A 21,855-nucleotide genomic window follows, 5' to 3' on the forward strand; every position below is an offset into this window, starting at 1 on the left:
GATATATATAGTATATATCAAGGGCTGTGAAAGGTCAAGGTAGGCTGTGTTATCCCTCGCCGCCCTGTGGGTGAGGGAGAGTGAGTCGGAAAGGGAGATGAATTACCAGTTATTAATGATTAATTAATCTGTGACTAATTCGGGGACTAATTCTGCGGTTGATTCTAGGGTTGGTGAATCGATGTTATCGGTGTGACTTTCGGCGCTGGTGGATGGTAGCCAGCGAATTAGTGGTAATGGTAAAAGGGTGGTTAAGTTAGTGATAATTACTAACAACCATAATTGGTCGAAGTTAGTCTCGGTGACTCCTAATAAGTGGGTGAGAAGTGCGCCAGACTCGTGGGATATGAGTCGGGAGAGGTTAGAGACGGACATTAATAGGGCGAAGAGGGTAGCTTCTACGCCGGGGGGACATAGGCGGGCGGCGAGGACTAAAACAGGCATATAGGCGATTTCTCCGGCTACGGTGAGGATGAGACTATCTCCGAGACTAAACCAGTGGTCGTCTATTCCTAGGGCGCGGTTGGTGTGGGTAACGAGGAGTAACATGGTCATACCGAGGGCGGCGGAGAGAAGGGTTGAGACTAGGAAGATTTTACGGAAGGGAACAGATTTAAAGAAGCGCTGAAATAGCCAAATACCTAGGAGGGCGGCGATACTGGTAACTAGGCGGACTCGCCCTAAAAACTCTGGTTGAAATCCTAATTCGTTGGTGGTGAAATAGAAAAAGGCTGAGTCGGCGGTGGGGGTAGCCTGCCACAAGAAGATGAAGGCGGTGGGTAGCCAGATGGATTTTTGGGTGATGGCGGCCCGCAGTTGTTGGGCTTGGTGTTTGACGGTTTGCCAATTGGAGATGTTAGTAATTTTATCTTCAGCGATCGCCCATGCGACAACCATTACTAATAGGGGAAAGGTAGCGGTAATGAGGAAAACGGTTTCTGAGGTAAAGATTTCGAGGAGATAGCCACTGAGATAGGCGGTAATTAGCCCACCAATGGCTGAGAAAGCCCAACATAGGGATTGAAGGGAACCGATATTGCTGATAGATTCGTTTCGGGCTCTTTCTACTACTAATGAGTCTACAATGACATCGCTGATGGCTACGGATAGGGAATTAAGGGCGATCGCAATTGTCGCGGTAATGGGATGATGAACAAGGGTGGCTAGGTAAACCCAGGAGAAAGTCCCCATTAAGCCGGATAGGATTAAATAGGGTCGGCGGCGATATCCAAAAATTGGCAACCCGTCGGACATAAAGCCGAATAGGGGTTTAATGACCCAGGGAATAGAGACTATTCCGAATAGGGCGGCGGTTTCGGCGGGACTCATGCCCAAATCATCTTTGAGGAAGAAGCTAACGGCGAGACGGGAGAGGCCCAAAATCCCTTGTACAAAGTACACGGTCAGAATGGCGAGCAATTCTGGGTTGGGTTCATTGCCAAATAGTATATGCTTCTTGAGCCATGCCTTGGTGTTGCCAAAGCCAACTGGGGATAATTGCATTTTGTAAACAAAAGTTAAGAAATTTCAATATTGATATCATAGCGAGTTCAATCGAAAACGACACGATCATGCGATCGCTTAAAGTCTATTGCAGACCAAATCTACATATTGAGACGATGTGAATCACTATGGAAACAGCATTTGACCACTGGTGGCATCTAATCTTAGGGGCGCTGTCCCTGAATGCAGATGCTTTTGTAGAAATTAATATCCTACCCCTAGGTAGAGGACTAGCCCTAACAATAGTGTTAGTGGCGGGACTATCTCAGGCTATAGGTCAATCGATTGTTTTATTTATTAACCGAGTCCGACCCTTCCGATTTTTGCTGAGTTTAGGAATGGCGGCGATTTTGTTTGTGTTCACGTTTTGGTTTTGGGCTGGGAGTATTTGGCTAGTTCACAATGCGATATTTAATAGCGGACTGAACCTGCAATCAACGATTACGACCCTAGGATTAAGCTACGCGCCGCAAATTTTACGATTTATAGTGGGTCTTCCGTATCTTGGCATTCCCATTGGTGTATTTCTGTCGATTTGGTCATTACTAGCGGAAGTAACGGCGATTAAAGCCGTAACGAATCTTGATACGTGGGCTACTTTTTCGTCGGTAGGGTTAGGCTGGGTGCTATTGCAGATATTACAACGAACGATCGGCAGTCCGTTAATGATTCTGGGTCAACAGTTAACTAACCTAGTGGCGGGAACCGAGGTAGTGACCGATCGCCAAAAACTCACACAAATGGTGATGTCAGGTAACATAGAAACGATCGATGATGTAGGTAATGAAGTAATACTGGATGCTGCGACGCGCCACAGTCCAGAAACTATCAAACGCAACCGGGCGATCAAATTAATCGCATTAGGGTTAACGGCGTTTTTCGTGTTTGTGTTAATTTCCTCCCAGTCCCCAGGTTGGTTTAGTCGTTGGTACAATGCGTTAGAACAAACTTTGCAATTAGCGATCGACCTGACGACTATTAGCTTGATCGCGCTATTCTTTTCGATATTCCTAACTCCCCTAGAAGCCCTAAGTTGGTGGGCGGGATGGTATGGCGATCGCACCCTGAAATATACAGGAACCCCGATCAAAGAAATCGAGAACCCCAACAGCATTTCCCGTTATGTGATGTACCTAGATGGTATCAATCAAGGTTCCCATGAATACCTCCCGCAAGTTGAAAATATGTTCAACAAGCTGGCTGAGTCGTTACCTGATGATATTCTCATGGTCAAGGGAATCATGCCTTATAGTGTGACGAATAAACCGCTAACTTCAGACCGTCCCCTATCGTTTATTTGGCAAATCATTGAATCAATATCCCTAAAAAATCCGGCTAACCCGATCGCTTTTATTATCAATTTCCGCAATGTGGTTTCTGTGGCGATCGCCGCCGACCCACGCTATGGTCCGATTCAAAACCAAGGATTAGCTCAAGTAATTTATGATAGTCTAATTAGCTTTGGCTATCCCCTCGGTAGTGGTAAACCGATTACTTTGATTGGTTACAGTGGGGGTGGTCAGATGTCTATGGGTGCGGTCAGTTTCCTCAAATACAATATTAATGCCCCCATTGAGGTGATTTCTTTAGCGGGGGTAATTAGTGGGAATACCGGGGCTATGGTGATTGAACGACTCTATCACCTGGTGGGGGAAAAAGATCATGTAGAAAAACTCGGTCCGATTATGTTTTCAGGACGCTGGCCGATTTCGGTTCTTTCTAATTGGAATCGCGCCAAAAGACGGGGCAGAATTATCTTGATTTCTTTGGGTCCAGTAGGTCATAATGGCGATGATGGACCCATGGGGGATGCGCTGTTACCGGACGGACGGACGCACCTGGAACAGACGGTGCAAATTATTACGGGGATTCTCTGTCAAAATTGGGAACTCACGGGATTAGACCCGGAGAAGTTTATCACCATTAGCGAATATGAACGCTACAAGCAGGGGTTATTTAATCAAGTGGGTTATTATCCAATTCAACAAAGGTTAAATACCGATTTATATCACCCTAATTATACTTGGATAGGTCGGTTAATTTTACCAAGTCCAGATGAACGGGAAAGCCTGAAAGGGGTACGGCTGGAAATTTATCATGCTGACCCTGAAAATCAACATCGCATCGGACAGGTAGTAATTTTACGCTGGAGTGATGAACAGTGGGTTCAAAATTACTCGAAATTGTTAAAAATGGATGTTAATTTCTCGGAACAAGCGCGCCTTAGTGAACGACAGGGAAAGGTTCACCCTCACCGACTTGATGGCTGGGAAAATGTGGATCCTTTGGAGTCTTTGGCGGGGGCGAGACCTGATGATGATATGATTGTGGCACTTCCTGAACCAGTGGTAATTAGGGATACTGGGGAGGGTGTTCCGGTGGTGTATATTCAACGGGAACCGATGCAAATTTCGGGGTGGTTTTATGGGGTTGTGAGGTTTGTCAAAAACTTGGGTAATGACCTGTTTCAAGTTCGGCATTTTAACCCGTCTACAGGGGATTTTGATGGGGATGATGAGATAGTTTATATGCCGACGGTCATTCCCAATCGTAATGGGGTTTATTCTTTTAATAATCAGGGGGTGGAAGAGTCTCCGGTTAATGAGGGGGGATGGTATATTTATGGGGCGAGAAATAAGCAGGGTCGGTTTACGGTACAGGCGATCGCACCTCGGGAAATGTTGCGCCTAAGTCCTCAACGGGTGATTCATGGTCTGTCGCCATGCTTGGATTACTTGAGGCGTGATTATTTGGGGAATTTGAAGGCGGAAAAGGGGCAGATTAAAAATGTGTTATTATCTCCGCACAATGAGGGTCAAGATAATACTCAGGCGATTTCTCAATGGCGAGAAGGCGATCGGGCTTTGATGATGCACCTGTTTGGAGGTATTGGCGGAAATAAGGCGGAATTAGCGTCAATGAAGATCTATTTTGGGCATTTTGCTTTTGGGGTGGCTACGGTAAAACGAGACCCTTTGACGGGGGAGTTACGTTTTGCGATGGAGTACCGACAAATTTACACTAATAATACTGATGGTATTGTTTCTGGGGCGAATGCTTGGGAACATTATGGAGGCGATCGTCAATGGGGATGGTTGGGTGTGCGACCATTATGCGAAACTCTAATTAAGTTTAGCCCCCTCACCGAAGATTATGATTTTGATGGCATCAAATTCTCCCCCCTAACTGCGGTTATTCAGGAATTGGATATTATGGCGGCGCGTTATCGCGTCGGAGACGGAACCGGAAATACTTTTGTTAGTCCGGTTAATTCCTGTTGTCAGGACTCTAGCCAAGCCTTATATTCTTCTCTGCGGCGAATTTTAGCTGAGTTAGAATTAAATCCCCTCATTATTAAATGGTTGCGAGAACATCCTGATCATGAACAAACTCTCCGTTTCCAACAGTTAGCAGATTTACTGAATACCCTAGAACATTATTTAACCCCTATGGGAAAGGTACGCCCAGACTGGCGATTTAATGCGCCCAAATTGGGTGATTTGACTGTGGAAAATCCCGGCGATACTCTGATTAAAGCTTTGTCTAGTTGGCGGACTCTTCTACCTCGTTGGGTTCATGACCAAATAGCGATGATTTTCCTGCAATTTGGGGCTGATTTATGGATACTGATGACTAATCAAGTAGGTGGTTTTGACCCGGACATTGAACCAGTCGCACCTACAGATTTTCGATTGGGAGTCCCTCAAATTAAACCCGCTAAAAAGAATTGGTCTTAGGTAGTTGATTCGGTCTCTCCGTCTGGTGATTTTACCTGGGGAGACTGAACCCCTCCCCAAACCCATATATATGTCTTCACATTTTCCCAGAAGTAGGTTGGGTGTAGCGCAGCGAAACCCAACGCCACGATGGTTTTATCAACCAGTCAAATTGACAGGGGGTTGAGTTGCACCCAACCTACTATTGTTGATGGATTGACTATCTGAATAAACCCATATATATGTCTTCACATTTTCCCATAAGTAGGTTGGGTGTAGCGCAGCGAAACCCAACGCCACGATGGTTTTATCAACCAGTCAAATTGACAGGGGGTTGAGTTGCACCCAACCTACTATTGTTGATGGATTGACTATCTGAATAAACCCATATATATGTCTTCACATTTTCCCATAAGTAGGTTGGGTGTAGCGCAGCGAAACCCAACGCCACGATGGTTTTATCAACCAGTCAAATTGACAGGGGGTTGAGTTGCACCCAACCTACTATTGTTGATGGATTGACTATCTGAATAAACCCATATATATGTCTTCACATTTTCCCAGAAGTAGGTTGGGTGTAGCGCAGCGAAACCCAACGCCACGATGGTTTTATCAACCAGTCAAATTGACAGGGGGTTGAGTTGCACCCAACCTACTATTGTTGATGGATTGACTATCTGAATAAACCCATATATATGTCTTCACATTTTCCCAGAAGTAGGTTGGGTGTAGCGCAGCGAAACCCAACGCCACGATGGTTTTATCAACCAGTCAAATTGACAGGGGGTTGAGTTGCACCCAACCTACTATTGTTGATGGATTGACTATCTGAATAAACCCATATATATGTCTTCACATTTTCCCAGAAGTAGGTTGGGTGTAGCGCAGCGAAACCCAACGCCACCATGGTTTTATCAACCAGTCAAATTGACAGGGGGTTGAGTTGCACCCAACCTACTATTGTTGATGGATTGACTATCTGAATAAACCCATATATATGTCTTCACATTTTCCCATAAGTAGGTTGGGTGTAGCGCAGCGAAACCCAACGCCACGATGGTTTTCCCCACCAGTCAAATTGACAGGGGGTTGAGTTGCACCCAACCTACTATTGTTGATGGATTGACTATCTGAATAAACCCATATATATGTCTTCACATTTTCCCAGAAGTAGGTTGGGTGTAGCGCAGCGAAACCCAACGCCACGATGGTTTTATCAACCAGTCAAATTGACAGGGGGTTGAGTTGCACCCAACCTACTATTGTTGATGGATTGACTATCTGAATAAACCCATATATATGTCTTCACATTTTCCCAGAAGTAGGTTGGGTGTAGCGCAGCGAAACCCAACGCCACCATGGTTTTATCAACCAGTCAAATTGACAGGGGGTTGAGTTGCACCCAACCTACTATTGTTGATGGATTGACTATCTGAATAAACCCATATATATGTCTTCACATTTTCCCATAAGTAGGTTGGGTGTAGCGCAGCGAAACCCAACGCCACGATGGTTTTCCCCACCAGTCAAATTGACAGGGGGTTGAGTTGCACCCAACCTACTATTGTTGATGGATTGACTATCTGAATAAACCCATATATATGTCTTCACATTTTCCCAGAAGTAGGTTGGGTGTAGCGCAGCGAAACCCAACGCCACGATGGTTTTATCAACCAGTCAAATTGACAGGGGGTTGAGTTGCACCCAACCTACTATTGTTGATGGATTGACTATCTGAATAAACCCATATATATGTCTTCACATTTTCCCAGAAGTAGGTTGGGTGTAGCGCAGCGAAACCCAACGCCACGATGGTTTTATCAACCAGTCAAATTGACAGGGGGTTGAGTTGCACCCAACCTACTATTGTTGATGGATTGACTATCTGAATAAACCCATATATATGTCTTCACATTTTCCCAGAAGTAGGTTGGGTGTAGCGCAGCGAAACCCAACGCCACGATGGTTTTATCAACCAGTCAAATTGACAGGGGGTTGAGTTGCACCCAACCTACTATTGTTGATGGATTGACTATCTGAATAAACCCATATATATGTCTTCACATTTTCCCAGAAGTAGGTTGGGTGTAGCGCAGCGAAACCCAACGCCACGATGGTTTTATCAACCAGTCAAATTGACAGGGGGTTGAGTTGCACCCAACCTACTATTGTTGATGGATTGACTATCTGAATAAACCCATATATATGTCTTCACATTTTCCCAGAAGTAGTTGGGTGTAGCGCAGCGAAACCCAACGCCACGATGGTTTTATCAACCAGTCAAATTGACAGGGGGTTGAGTTGCACCCAACCTACTATTGTTGATGGATTGACTATCTGAATAAACCCATATATATGTCTTCACATTTTCCCAGAAGTAGGTTGGGTGTAGCGCAGCGAAACCCAACGCCACGATGGTTTTATCAACCAGTCAAATTGACAGGGGGTTGAGTTGCACCCAACCTACTATTGTTGATGGATTGACTATCTGAATAAACCCATATATATGTCTTCACATTTTCCCAGAAGTAGGTTGGGTGTAGCGCAGCGAAACCCAACGCCACGATGGTTTTATCAACCAGTCAAATTGACAGGGGGTTGAGTTGCACCCAACCTACTATTGTTGATGGATTGACTATCTGAATAAACCCATATATATGTCTTCACATTTTCCCAGAAGTAGGTTGGGTGTAGCGCAGCGAAACCCAACGCCACGATGGTTTTATCAACCAGTCAAATTGACAGGGGGTTGAGTTGCACCCAACCTACTATTGTTGATGGATTGACTATCTGAATAAACCCATATATATGTCGGCACGGATTCCCATTCTTTAATGGTAGGTCAAGCTCCGGTATTTGTCAAGAGAAAAACTGAGATTTTTAGAATGTTTTTAGGATTGCCTAAACTGTTGATTGGGGGCGGGTTGATGGAGTTCTGGGAAAGGGTGCGATCGCCTTTTTTCAACAAGTCCCGTGGGAGGTTATATGGGGAGCCAAGTATAATTGTGGTTAGCCATGTAAATACCAATCAGGTATGAAATCTTCATGGCTCCATTGGAGGGGATATCCTAATGAACAATACTAGCGAAATATTCCATATTTTTGAATCATCAGATTCTCAGAATTTCATGCCCCCACTGGGATTAAGTGGGGTAGAAGGAGACCCAGTAGCAGTACAGATGTCCGCGCCGCCAGAGTTCGGGTGGACGCGCCTTTTGGGAACCAGTGAGGAGGACTCGGCTACTGCCCTGACCACCGGTAGTGATGGCTCGATTTATGTAGCCGGCTATACTTATGGGGACCTAGACGGACAAACCAATAGTGGTAGGGCTGATGCCTTTATCAGCAGGTTCCAGCCTGATGGCACTCAAGACTGGACGCGCCTGTTGGGAAGCAGTGATTCGCGCTATGCTCATGCCCTGACCACCGGTAGTGATGGCTCGATTTATGTGGCGGGTACGACTTGGGGCGACCTAGACGGACAAACAAATAGTAGTAGCTGGCCTGATGCCTTTATCACCAAGTTCCAGCCTGATGGCACTCAAGACTGGACGCGCCTGTTGGGAAACAGTGACGGTGACGCGGCTCATGCTCTGACCACCGGTAGTGATGGCTCGATTTATGTGGCGGGAAGGACTCGGGGCGACCTAGACGGACAAACCCATAGTGGTAGCGAAGATGCCTTTATCAGTAGGTTCCAGCCTGATGGCACTAAAGATTGGACGCGCCTGTTGGGAACCAGGCTTTGGGACTCGGCTCATGCCCTGACCACCGGTAGTGATGGCTCGATTTATGTGGCGGGAAGGACTTTTGACAACCTAGATGGACAAATGCATAGTGGTGGTTTTTATTTTGTGCCTGATGCCTTTATTAGCAGGTTCCAGCCTGATGGCACTACAGACTGGACGCGCCTATTGGGAACCCGTAGTAGGGACTGGGCTAATGCCCTGACCACCGGTAGTGATGGCTCGATTTACGTGGCAGGCAAGACTGGGGACAACCTAGATGGACAAACCCCTAGTGGTAGGGGTGATGCCTTTATCAGCAGGTTCCAGCCTGATGGCACTAAAGATTGGACGCGCCTGTTGGGAACCAGTGCTTGGGACGAGGCTAGTGCCCTGACCACCGGTAGTGATGGGTCGATTTATGTGGCGGGCTGGACTGGGGGCGACCTAGACGGGCAAACCAATAGTGGTGGCGAATGGGATGCCTTTATTAGCAGGTTCCAGCCTGATGGTACTCAAGACTGGACGCGCCTGTTGGGAACCAGGTTGAATGACCATGCTCGCGCCATGACCACGGGTAGTGATGGGTCGATTTATGTGGCGGGCTCGACTTCGGGCGACCTAGATGGACAAACCAATAATGGTGGGTTAGATGCCTTTATCAGTAGGTTGATAGTAGATGGTGCTGACACACCGGGGAGACCAGAAATTCATCAAGTTATTAATTGGGATAGTTTCCCGCCTCAAATTACGGGAGTTTTGCCAGGGGAGAATCAAGGCTCGATTACTCAACCTGTGCCTAATCAATGGTTTGGTAGTGACCAGAATGATGTAATTATCGGGACGGCATCTGATGAAACTTTGCTGGGTTTTCAAGGTGATGATTTGCTCCAGGTTTCCCAGGGAAATAATACTCTGTTTGGTGGTCAGGGTAATGATATCCTAGTTGCTGGGGAGGGGGATGATATCTTATTGGGAAATAAGGATGATGATATCCTATTTGGAGGCGACGGTAATGATTCTATTTATGGTGGTCAGGGGAATGATACGTTGGTAGCAGGTAATGGTAATCAGATTTTGTTTGGAGACGAGGGTAATGATATCCTATTTGGAGGTGCAAAAGGTGCGGATACTCTGGTGGGAGGGGAGGGAAATGATACTTTGGTGATGCTTCCGGGAGAAGGTTACAGCATAGTAACTGACTTTCAGGTAAATCAGGATATGGTGGTTTTGCTGGGTAGCCCTGATGACTATGAAATTGGGTCAATACCCAACGGATTTAATGATGGTACTGCTATTTATGAAGCGGGTTCTGACCAACTTGTGGGTGTCCTGGAAGGGGTTACTAATGTGAGTTTAGAAGATGATAATATCTTCGGTTGGGCGTAGGTGATGGTTGGGCGGCTTTCGGTTTAGCTACTTGGTTATGAGATGGGCTGTAAAGTGCGATCGCCTTTATGCTCCCCAAACCTATATATATATCTGCACAGTTTCCCAGAAGTAGGTTGGGTGTAGCGCAGCGAAACCCAACGCCACCATGGTTTTCCCCACCAGTCAAATTGACAGGGGGTTGGGTTGCACCCAACCTACTATTGTTGATGGATTGACTATCTGAATAAACCCATATATATGTCTTCACAGTTTCCCATAAGTAGGTTGGGTGTAGCGCAGCGAAACCCAACGCCACCATGGTTTTCCCCACCAGTCAAATTGACAGGGGGTTGGGTTGCACCCAACTACTATTGTTGATGGATTGACTATCTGAATAAACCCATATATATGTCTTCACAGTTTCCCAGAAGTAGGTTGGGTGTAGCGCAGCGAAACCCAACGCCACCATGGTTTTCCCCACCAGTCAAATTGACAGGGGGTTGGGTTGCACCCAACTACTATTGTTGATGGATTGACTATCTGAATAAACCCATATATATGTCTTCACAGTTTCCCAGAAGTAGGTTGGGTGTAGCGCAGCGAAACCCAACGCCACCATGGTTTTCCCCACCAGTCAAATTGACAGGGGGTTGGGTTGCACCCAACCTACTATTGTTGATGGATTGACTATCTGAATAAACCCATATATATGTCGGCACAGATTCCCATTCTTTAATGGTAGGTCAATTTGGGGGATTTGTCAAGGGGAAAACCTGGAATTTTTAGAGTTTTAGGTAGTTCTGGGAAAGGGTGCGATCGCCTTTTTTTAACAATTCGTGTGGGAGATTATATGGGAAGCTAAGTATAATTGTCGTTAGCCATGTAAATACCAATCAGGTGTGCAATTCCCATGGCTCCATTGGAGAGGGGATACCCTAATGAACAATACTAGCGAAATGTCCGATATTGGCGAATCATCAGATTCTCCCCATCCCTTGCTGCCACTGACAGCAGCATTAACTCAGGTTAACCAGCAATTAACAGAGTTTCTCGCCTCGGCTAATTTTCAGGCAGATTTACAAACGGCTTTCGGTGCATCTACGGATGTGGAATTAGGTGCGACCATCATTGAGGCTTTCACTCAGGGAGACACACCAGAGATGATAGTGCTTTTGGCTACCTCGATGAATGGTGCTGATGGGGCTTTTGACTCAGTGACGGGTAGGGTGTATTTATCCGATGCCATCATTCACAGTGAGAAACTGGTGGATGTGATAACCGAGGAATTCGGGCATTATCTGGATTCTCAGCTAAACGAAATTGACTCCCCTGGAGATGAGGGAGAGTTATTTATGCGGTTAGTGAATGGGGAAGCGTTGAGTGAATCTGATATCACTGGGTTAAGGAATCAGAATGATTGGGAATTAATCTGGGTAGAAGGAGAACCAGTAGCAGTACAGATGTCAGGGTCGCCAGAGTTCGCCTGGACGCGCCTTTTGGGAACCCGTGAGGATGAGCGGGCATCAGCCCTGACTACCGGTAGGGATGGGTCGATTTATGTAGCGGGCTATACTGAAGGCAACCTAGATGGACAAACCAATAGTGGTGGAGAAGATGCCTTTATCACCAAGTACCAACCTGATGGCACTAAAGACTGGACGCGCCTGCTGGGGACTCGTGAGGATGACGAGGCATCAGCCTTGACCACGGGTAGTGATGGGTCGATTTATGTGGCGGGCTATACTGAAGGCAACCTAGATGGACAAACCAATAGTGGTGAAGAAGATGCCTTTATTACTAAGTACCAACCTGATGGCACTAAAGACTGGACGCGCCTGCTGGGGACTCGTGAGGATGACGAGGCATCAGCCTTGACCACGGGTAGTGATGGGTCGATTTATGTGGCGGGCTATACTGAAGGCAACCTAGATGGACAAACCAATAGTGGTGAAGAAGATGCCTTTATTACTAAGTACCAGCCTGATGGCACTAAAGACTGGACGCGCCTGTTAGGAAGTGGTGAGGGGGACTGGGCTCAGGCTCTGACCACGGGTAGTGATGGGTCGATTTATGTGGCCGGCTATACTGGGGGCAACCTAGATGGACAAAGGAATAGTGGTAGCCGGGATGCCTTTATCACCAAGTACCAGCCTGATGGCACTAAAGACTGGACGCGCCTGTTGGGAACGAGTAGTTGGGACGAGGCTTATGCCCTGACCACCGGTAGTGATGGGTCGATTTATATGGCCGGCTATACCTTTGGCGACCTAGATGGACAAACCAATAGTGGTATGCAGGATGCCTTTATCACCAAGTACCAGCCTGATGGCACTAAAGACTGGACGCGCCTGTTGGGAACGAGTGGCAGTGAGGAGGCTTATGCCCTGACCACGGGTAGTGATGGGTCGGTTTATATGGCAGGCTATACTGGGGGCAACCTAGATGGACAAACCAGTATTGGTCGCTTAGATGCCTTTATCACCAAGTACCAGCCTGATGGCACTAAAGACTGGACGCGCCTGCTGGGAAGCAGTAGGGATGAGATGGCTCGTGCCCTGACCACCGGTAGTGATGGCTCGATTTATGTGGCGGGCGAGACTCAAGGCAACCTAGATGGACAAACCAATAGTGGTGGAGAAGATGCCTTTATTACCAAGTTGACAATAGATGGTGCTGAAACACCAGAACCCACACCGGAACCAGAGCCAATTAGGGGTACTCGCGGCAATGATTTATTGCGAGGAACCCCTGGTAATGACACCATCTATGGATTAGCAGGTGATGATACTTTAATCGGTGGAAAAGGTAACGATTATTTAGATGGAGGTCCGGGAAATGACAGCCTCGTTGGTGGTGCGGGTCGTGATACTTTAATCGGTGGAAAAGGTAATGACATCCTCAACGGTGGTGCGGGTCAAGATATCCTCACGGGTGGTCCTGGTGCTGATATCTTTGTGTTCGGGTTTGGGGAATCGAGGGTAGCAGCTCCTGACCATATTACAGATTTTGACATCGGTACTGATAAAATTGACCTGCTGAACCGACGCGGACGGGATATCGGGGCTCCTGAGAATTTTACCCGCGCTCGAAATAGCAATGCTCCTAACCTGCGAAGGTTGGTTAATCAGGTATTTGGTAATGCTGATGGCGGACAAGCCGGACGACAGCCATTAGAACCTAATAGTGCTGCATTGGTCAGGGCGACCCATGGGGATATTCGCGGCACTTATCTGGTGATTAATGATAATGTTCCTGGTTTTCAGCCCCGGAATGATTTGGTGATAAATATCACTGGATATATGGGGGATTTACCAGGTTTCGGGGAGATTCCGGTTGAGGATTTCTTTGTAGTTTAATCCTGGGGAATTAAGTTCCTATTTATCAGGTGGGGTTGAAGGCTATTTGACCCCACTTATTTATGGCCTGAGAAATCCACTATATATGTCGGCACGGATTCCCATTCTTTAATGGTAGGTCAAGTTCGGGGATTTGTCAAGGACAAATATTATAAAGTCCAGAACTGTTTGATATCAGGAGATTAGGAGCATATCAGTGGGAAGCGATCGCCTTTTTGACCCCATTGAGAGTTGACATAATATTTCAGGGGGAATAAAATTGGTATTGCAGGGAGATCTAGGCAGATATAGCAATCTTATTGCATTCGTCATATTTAGTCACATTTCACCATTGCCGCCCGGGTAATTGATGAATTGCCCCTACCATAAACGATTATGGCCTTATGTACCTAGGGAGTAAGCCACCATGGAAAATACTAGCGAAGCATTGTATATGATAGTACCAGATCCACCGGACTATCTGAATCCCTTACCCTCACTGGGATTCATGGGTGATGTATCCGTAAAACCACTGACAGCAGCAGTAGAAATAGAGGCGGCATTAACTCAGGTTAACCAACAATTAACAGAGTTTGTCGCCTCAGCTAATTTTGAGGCAGATTTACAAACTGCTTTCGGTGAATATACGGATGTGAAATTAGGTGCAACTATCATTGAGGCTTTAGCTGAGAGTAGCCAACTCCCAGATATGATAGTAGTGTCATCGGACTTGATGAATGGTGTTAATGGCGGTTTTGACTCCCTGACGGGTACGGTGTATTTATCGGATGCGATAATTAACAGTGAGAAACTGGTAGATGTGATAACGGAGGAATTCGGGCATTATATAGACTCCCAATTAAATGAAATTGACTCTCCGGGGGATGAGGGAGAGTTATTCATGCGATTAGTGAATGGGGAGGTATTGAGTGAAGTTGATCTAACTTATTTGAGGAATAAAGATGACCGAGTAATGATTTTGGGTGGGTTGGTTGAGGTAGAAGCTAATGAAGATATTGTAATTGATAATCCTGCCAACTTGTTACCAGAAATGTCTATAGCAGACACGGAAATCACCGAAGGCGATCGCGGTCGCAGTTTTGCGGAATTTCCGGTAACTCTCAACAGTCCCAGTGACAAAATTATCACAGTCAATTTTACTACGGCTGATGTCACGGCTACGGTAGCTGACGGAGACTATCAGCCAACTAACGGACGGTTAATTTTTCCGCGAGGCGAAACGGAAAGGATGATCAGAGTTCCGGTGTTTGGGGATACTAAAATCGAACCGGATGAAACCTTTAGGGTAATTCTGAGTGCCCCACAAAATGTGACTTTAGCTAATGCAGTGGCTACGGGTACTATTCTTAATGACGATATCGCACAAATTTCGATTTCTGACACCCAAATAAGGGAAGGCGATCGCGGTCGCAGTTTTGCGGAATTTAAGGTAACTCTGGACAGTCCCAGTGACCAAACTGTGAAAGTTAGTTATACTACGGCTGATGGCACGGCTACGGTGGCTGACGAAGACTATGAGGAAACCAGCGGACAGCTAATTTTTCCGAGGGGTCAAACAGAAAGGGTGATCAGAGTTCCGGTGATTGGGGATACCAAACTCGAACCGGATGAAATCTTTAAGGTAATTCTCAGTGAACCGGAAAATGCCGAGTTGAGTCGGGATGAAGCGATCGGCACTATTGTTAATGATGATGTGCCCGAAATGTCTATAGCAGATACGGAAATCACCGAAGGCGATCGCGGTCCCAGCTTTGCGGAATTTAAGGTAACTCTCAACAGTCCTAGTGACCAGATGATCACAGTCAATTTTACGACGGCTGATGGCACGGCTACGGTGGCTGACCGAGACTATCAGCCAACTAACGGACGATTAGTTTTTCCGAGGGGTCAAACGGAAAGGATGATCAGAGTTCCGGTGTTTGGAGATACCAAAGTCGAACCCGATGAAACCTTTAGGGTAATTCTCAGTGACCCACAAAATGTGACTTTAGCTAATCGACAGGCTACGGGTACTATTCTTAATGACGATATCGCACAAATTTCGATTTCTGACACGGAAATCATGGAAGGCGATCGCGGTCGCAGTTTTGCGGAATTTAAGGTAACTCTGGACAGTCCGAGTAACCAAACTGTTAGAGTTAATTATACTACGGCTGATGGCACGGCTACGGTGGCTGACGAAGACTATGAGGAAACCAGCGGACAGCTAATTTTTCCGAGGGGTCAAACAGAAAGGGTGATCAGAGTTCCGGTGTTTGGGGATACCAAAGTAGAACCCGATGAAATCTTTAAGGTAATTCTCAGTGAACCGGAAAATGCCGAGTTGAGTCGGGATGAAGCGATCGGCACTATTCTTAATGATGATATGATAGTGCCCGAAATGTCTATAGCAGATACGGAAATCACCGAAGGCGATCGCGGTCGCAGTTTTGCGGAATTTAAGGTAACTCTCAACAGTCCTAGTGACCAGATGATCACAGTCAATTTTACGACGGCTGATGGCACGGCTACGGTGGCTGACCGAGACTATCAGCCAACTAACGGACGATTAGTTTTTCCGAGGGGTCAAACGGAAAGGATGATCAGAGTTCCGGTGTTTGGAGATACCAAAGTCGAACCGGATGAAACCTTTAGGGTAATTCTCAGTGACCCACAAAATGTGACTTTAGCTAATCGACAGGCTACGGGTACTATTCTTAATGACGATATCGCACAAATTTCGATTTCTGACACGGAAATCACCGAAGGCGATCGCGGTCGCAGTTTTGCCGAATTTAAGGTAACTCTGGACAGTCCCAGTGACCAAACTGTGAAAGTTAGTTATACTACGGCTGATGGCACGGCTACGGTGGCTGACGAAGACTATGAGCCGACTAGCGGAGAGCTAGTTTTTCGGAGGGGTCAAACGGAAAGGGTGATCAGAGTTCCGGTGATTGGGGATACCAAACTCGAACCCGATGAAACCTTTAAGGTAATTCTCAGTGAACCGGAAAATGCCGAGTTGAGTCGGGATGAAGCGATCGGCACTATTCTTAATGATGATATGATAGTGCCCGAAATGTCTATAGCAGATACGGAAATCACCGAAGGCGATCGCGGTCGCAGTTTTGCGGAATTTAAGGTAACTCTCAACAGTCCCAGTGACCAAACTGTGAGAGTTAATTATACTACGGCTGATGGCACTGCTACTGTGGCTGACCGAGACTATGAGCGAACTAGAGGAGAGCTAATTTTTCCGAGGGGTCAAACGGAAAGGGTGATCAGAGTTCCGGTGTTTGGAGATACCAAAGTCGAACCGGATGAAACCTTTAGGGTAATTCTCAGTGACCCACAAAATGTGACTTTAGCTAATCGACAGGCTACGGGTACTATTCTTAATGACGATATCGCACAAATTTCGATTTCTGACACGGAAATCATGGAAGGCGATCGCGGTCGCAGTTTTGCGGAATTTAAGGTAACTCTGGACAGTCCCAGTGACCAAACTGTGAAAGTTAGTTATACTACGGCTGATGGCACGGCTACGGTGGCTGACGAAGACTATGAGCCGACTAGCGGAGAGCTAGTTTTTCGGAGGGGTCAAACGGAAAGGGTGATCAGAGTTCCGGTGATTGGGGATACCAAACTCGAACCCGATGAAACCTTTAAGGTAATTCTCAGTGAGCCGGAAAATGCCGAGTTGAGTCGGGATGAAGCGATCGGCACTATTGTTAATGATGATGTGCCCGAAATGTCTATAGCAGATACGGAAATCACCGAAGGCGATCGCGGTCGCAGTTTTGCGGAATTTCCGGTAACTCTCAACAGTCCTAGTGACAAAATTATCACAGTCAATTTTACTACGGCTGATGGCACGGCTACGGTGGCTGACGAAGACTATGAGGAAACTAGCGGACGGTTAATTTTTCCGAGGGGTCAAACGGAAAGGGTGATCAGAGTTCCGGTGTTTGGAGATACCAAAGTCGAACCGGATGAAACCTTTAGGGTAATTCTCAGTGAACCACAAAATGTGACTCTAGTTAATAAACGGGCTACAGGCACTATTGTTAATGATGATGTGCCCGAAATGTCTATAGCAGATACGGAAATCATAGAAGGCGATCGCGGTCGCAGTTTTGCCGAATTTAAGGTAACTCTGGACAGTCCCAGTGACCAAACTGTGAAAGTTAGTTATACTACGGCTGATGGCACGGCTACGGTGGCTGACCGTGACTATGAGCCAACTAGCGGAGAGCTAGTTTTTCGGAGGGGTCAAACGGAAAGGGTGATCAGAGTTCCGGTGTTTGGGGATACCAAAGTCGAACCCGATGAAACCTTTAAGGTAATTCTCAGTGAACCGGAAAATGCCGACTTGGGTCGGGATGAAGCTACGGGTACTATTCTTAATGATGATGGACTCGTTAGTGCCAATATCTCCATTGCAGACACCCAAATAATGGAAGGCAATCGCGGTCGCAGTTTTGCGGAATTTAAGGTAACTCTCGACAGTCCCAGTAACCAAATCGTGAGAGTTAATTATGCTACGGCTGATGGCACGGCTACGGTGGCTGACCGTGACTATGAGCGAACTAGGGGAGAGCTAATTTTTCCCAGAGGTCAAACGGAAAGGGTGATCAGAGTTCCGGTGTTTGGAGATACCAAAGTCGAACCGGATGAAACCTTTCAGGTAATTCTCAGTGACCCACAAAATGCCGAGTTGGAACGGGGTAAAGCTACGGGTACTATTCTTGATGACGATGACCCAGAACGGGGTAATACTTTGAGGAACCCCGTTGTGCTTGGCAACCTTACTACTGATGAAATCGTTAGGACGGACCAAATCGGCTTTATTAAATCAGGAAAGCGTGATGTCAATGATTATTACCGCTTTAGACTGACTCGTCCCGGTACTGTCACAATCAACCTTGATGACCTAGTGGCCAATGCTAACCTGCAATTGTTGGGTAGCGGGGGTGAGTTGATAGACCAATCTAATAATCCAGGTACTCAGGCAGAAACTATTATGCAACGAGACCTAGAACCGGGAATTTACTATGCGCGGGTACATCCCCATGTTAGCGATCGGACGAAGTACAGATTGAGTATTAACTTGATTAGTTAAATGATGTGGGTTGGGGTGATTTTTTAACCCCACCTACTCACCATCACCCCTTCCCAGAAACGGGGGTGGTGGCTCAAACCCCTTATATATATGTTGGCACGGTTTCCCATTATCTAATGGTAAGTCAATTTAGGGTATTTGTCAAGAGAAAAACCCCGGATTTTTATAGTTTTTTTAGGATTGCCTAAACTGTTGATGTGCGTGGGATTAGCAGGAGAGTAGGAGGAGGCGATCGCCTTTGGGAAGGGATGCCGACTTGACGTTCCATTTGGGGTGAAATAGAATAGAAATTAGAGGAGTATGTAAGCCTCTGATTTGAGTGCGTAATGGCATCTCAATTTTGTGAACCACGCTAACCCGAAAATAATTAGGTATAAAATGCGAGTTGATAGCCAGCTATAATCATTAAGTAATAGCGCCCATAAAACTTACGGCTAGACAGCTTGAGCGATAAACTAATTTAGTGGTGAGTCCGCCCAGTGTGAGGGATGGGATTGAAGACAGATTCAGAATCGACTGAATTGAGGCAGTGAACAACCGTCTGTTTTTGATAAGCGGATAGGTGTTACTGATAGCTTTCGTAATGTGATCGGGTTGGTATAACAGGTTGATGAGGGAATCATTGCTCATCAATCATCTACAACTATCGCAAGGAGTGACAATAACATGGCTATTAGATATCCTTCTGCTCAAGACCAATATATGCTGGAATTGATCAACCGTGGTCGGCGATCGCCTCAAGGTGAAGCTAATCTATATCTGGATGGAGATCTCAATCAAGGAATTGCGGCGGGGACAATTACCACTGAACCAAAACAACCTTTAGTATTCAACCTAAACCTGAATGCAGCGGCGGAAACCCACAGCCAGTCTATGCTGGATGATAACTATTTCGCTCATGATTGTCCTGATGGTACAAAGCCTCGCGATCGTATGGAGATCGCTGGTTATTCCTTTCCAGTTTTTGGATCATCGAGCAGTGGTGAAAATATTGCTAGGTCTGGAAGCACTGGAGATATTGACTTTACCGAGAGAGTTCAGAGGAACTATGAACTACTTTTTCAGTCAATTACAGGTCATCGTGAGAACTTAATGAACGCTGATTTCCGGGAGGTTGGACTGGCTTCCCTAGAAGGAGATTTTACCTGTAGTGATAGTGGTTTGACTTTTAATTCGGTTTGGACTACCCAGAATTTTGCCTATTCCAGTGACAGGGGACCCTTTATTCTCGGTGTGGCTTATAGTGATACTGTGACTGAGGACAACTTCTATACAGTTGGTGAAGGTATTGGTGGACTAACGGTTAAAGCCGTTGATACCAACGATAATAGTCAGGTATTCACCACCACAACCTGGGATTCGGGGGGTTATAGCTTAGAAGTTCATCCAAATACCTCCTATACAGTAACTTTTTCGGGTGATTGGAATGGAGACGGTAAAACAGATACAGCCAATTATCGAGTTGTGGTGGATTCGGAAAACGTCCAACAAGATTGGATAGTTGAGTCCCCCGCAGAGCCCGAACCACCGGAACCACCGGAACCACCGGAACCACCCATACCGACACCACCGGAAATACCCGTAGCACCAACGGAACCACTGGAAGCAGAACCAATTAGGGGTACTCGTGGCAATGATTTATTACGAGGAACCCCTGGTAATGACACCATCTATGGATTAGCAGGTAATGATACTTTAATCGGTGGAAAAGGTAATGACTTTTTAGATGGAGGTCCGGGAAACGATCGCCTCCTTGGTGGTGCGGGTCACGATACTTTAATCGGCGGAAAAGGTAATGACTTTTTAGATGGAGGTCCGGGAAATGACAGCCTCGTTGGTGGTCCGGGTCGTGATACTTTAATCGGCGGAAAAGGTAACGACACCCTCAACGGTGGTGCGGGTCAAGATATCCTCACGGGTGGTCCTGGTGCTGATATCTTTGTGTTCGGGTTTGGGGAATCGAGGGTAGCGGCTCCTGACCATATTACAGATTTTGACATCGGTACTGATAAAATTGACCTGCTGAACCGACGCGGACGGGATATCGGGGCTCCTGAGAATTTTACCCGCGCTCGAAATAGCAATGCTCCTAACCTGCGAAGGCTGGTTAATCAGGTATTTGGTAATGCTGATGGCGGACAAGCCGGACGACAGCGATTAGAACCTAATAGTGCTGCATTGGTCAGGGCGACCCATGGGGATATTCGCGGCACTTATCTGGTGATTAATGATAATGTTCCTGGTTTTCAGCCCCGGAATGATTTGGTGATAAATATCACTGGATATACGGGGGATTTACCAGGTTTCGGGGAGATTCCGGTTGAGGATTTCTTTGTAGTTTAATCCTGGGGAATTAAGTTCCTATTTATCAGGTGGGGTTGAAGGCTATTTGACCCCACTTATTTATGGTCTGAGAAATCCACTATATATGTCGGCACGGATTCCCATTCTTTAATGGTAGGTCAAGTTCGGGTATTTGTCAAGGGAAAAACCTGGGATTTTTGGGGTTTTAGGGAGTGTTTGGAAAAGTGCGATCGCCTTTATGCTCCCCAAACCTATATATATATCTGCACAGTTTCCCAGAAGTAGGTTGGGTGTAGCGCAGCGAAACCCAACGCCGCGATGGTTTTATCCGCTAATACCTCAACCTGATTGACTATCTGAATCAACCCATATATATGTCTTCACAGATTCCCAGAAGTAGGTTGGGTGTAGCGCAGCGAAACCCAACGCCGCGATGGTTTTATCCGCTAATACCTCAACCTGATTGACTATCTGAATCAACCCATATATATGTCGGCACAGATTCCCAGAAGTAGGTTGGGTGTAGCGCAGCGAAACCCAACGCCGCGATGGTTTTATCAACCAGTTAAATTGACAGGGGGGTTGAGTTACTAATAGGTGAACCTGATTGACTATCTGAATCAACCCATATATATGTCTTCACAGATTCCCAGAAGTAGGTTGGGTGTAGCGCAGCGAAACCCAACGCCGCGATGGTTTTATCCGCTAATACCTCAACCTGATTGACTATCTGAATCAACCCATATATATGTCTTCACAGATTCCCAGAAGTAGGTTGG

At 46.4% G+C, this 21,855-nt stretch carries 8 protein-coding genes; 6 read left to right on the forward strand and 2 right to left on the reverse strand.

Annotated features, from left to right (window positions below; all coding sequences use genetic code 11):
- Positions 1–123 precede the first annotated feature (123 nt).
- Positions 124–1,503 carry a folate/biopterin family MFS transporter gene (locus N39L_RS11190; protein WP_006617232.1) on the reverse strand — a complete coding sequence of 460 codons (1,380 nt, stop codon included), beginning with the start codon at positions 1,501–1,503 and terminating at the stop codon, positions 124–126.
- 128 nt (positions 1,504–1,631) lie between these two features.
- Between N39L_RS11190 and N39L_RS11195 the strand changes: the two genes are divergently transcribed.
- The 4 genes from N39L_RS11195 (at position 1,632) to N39L_RS11210 (ending at position 18,772) form a co-directional block, all read left to right on the forward strand.
- Positions 1,632–5,240 carry a Yip1 family protein gene (locus tag N39L_RS11195; RefSeq protein WP_014275236.1) on the forward strand — a complete coding sequence of 1,203 codons (3,609 nt, stop codon included), beginning with the start codon at positions 1,632–1,634 and terminating at the stop codon, positions 5,238–5,240.
- A gap of 3,050 nt (positions 5,241–8,290) precedes the next feature.
- Positions 8,291–10,333 (forward strand): SBBP repeat-containing protein, encoded by a 2,043-nt coding sequence (locus N39L_RS11200; protein ID WP_014275239.1) that lies wholly within the window; start codon positions 8,291–8,293, stop codon positions 10,331–10,333.
- Positions 10,334–11,253: 920 nt separating this feature from the next.
- Positions 11,254–13,671: an SBBP repeat-containing protein gene (locus N39L_RS11205; protein WP_014275241.1), complete on the forward strand. Its 2,418-nt coding sequence runs from the start codon at positions 11,254–11,256 to the stop codon at positions 13,669–13,671.
- Positions 13,672–14,077: 406 nt separating this feature from the next.
- On the forward strand, positions 14,078–18,772 hold the full coding sequence (locus N39L_RS11210; RefSeq protein WP_014275242.1) for a Calx-beta domain-containing protein: 4,695 nt from the start codon (positions 14,078–14,080) through the stop codon (positions 18,770–18,772).
- A 207-nt stretch (positions 18,773–18,979) separates the two neighbouring features.
- Here N39L_RS11210 and N39L_RS11215 read toward each other — a convergent pair whose 3' ends face one another.
- A complete protein-coding gene (locus tag N39L_RS11215; protein ID WP_286133282.1) occupies positions 18,980–19,105 on the reverse strand; it encodes a hypothetical protein in 126 nt (41 codons plus the stop codon).
- 333 nt (positions 19,106–19,438) lie between these two features.
- Here N39L_RS11215 and N39L_RS11220 point away from each other — a divergent pair, with 333 nt between their 5' ends.
- Together N39L_RS11220 and N39L_RS11225 are read left to right on the forward strand one after the other, a co-directional pair.
- Entirely contained in the window at positions 19,439–21,115 is a 1,677-nt protein-coding gene (locus N39L_RS11220; RefSeq protein ID WP_014275244.1) for a bluetail domain-containing putative surface protein, read from the forward strand.
- A 111-nt stretch (positions 21,116–21,226) separates the two neighbouring features.
- Positions 21,227–21,361 carry a hypothetical protein gene (locus N39L_RS11225; RefSeq protein ID WP_286133283.1) on the forward strand — a complete coding sequence of 45 codons (135 nt, stop codon included), beginning with the start codon at positions 21,227–21,229 and terminating at the stop codon, positions 21,359–21,361.
- The last annotated feature ends 494 nt before the right edge of the window (positions 21,362–21,855 follow it).

This window comes from Limnospira platensis NIES-39 (genome assembly GCF_026000695.1).
Lineage (GTDB): Bacteria > Cyanobacteriota > Cyanobacteriia > Cyanobacteriales > Microcoleaceae > Limnospira > Limnospira platensis.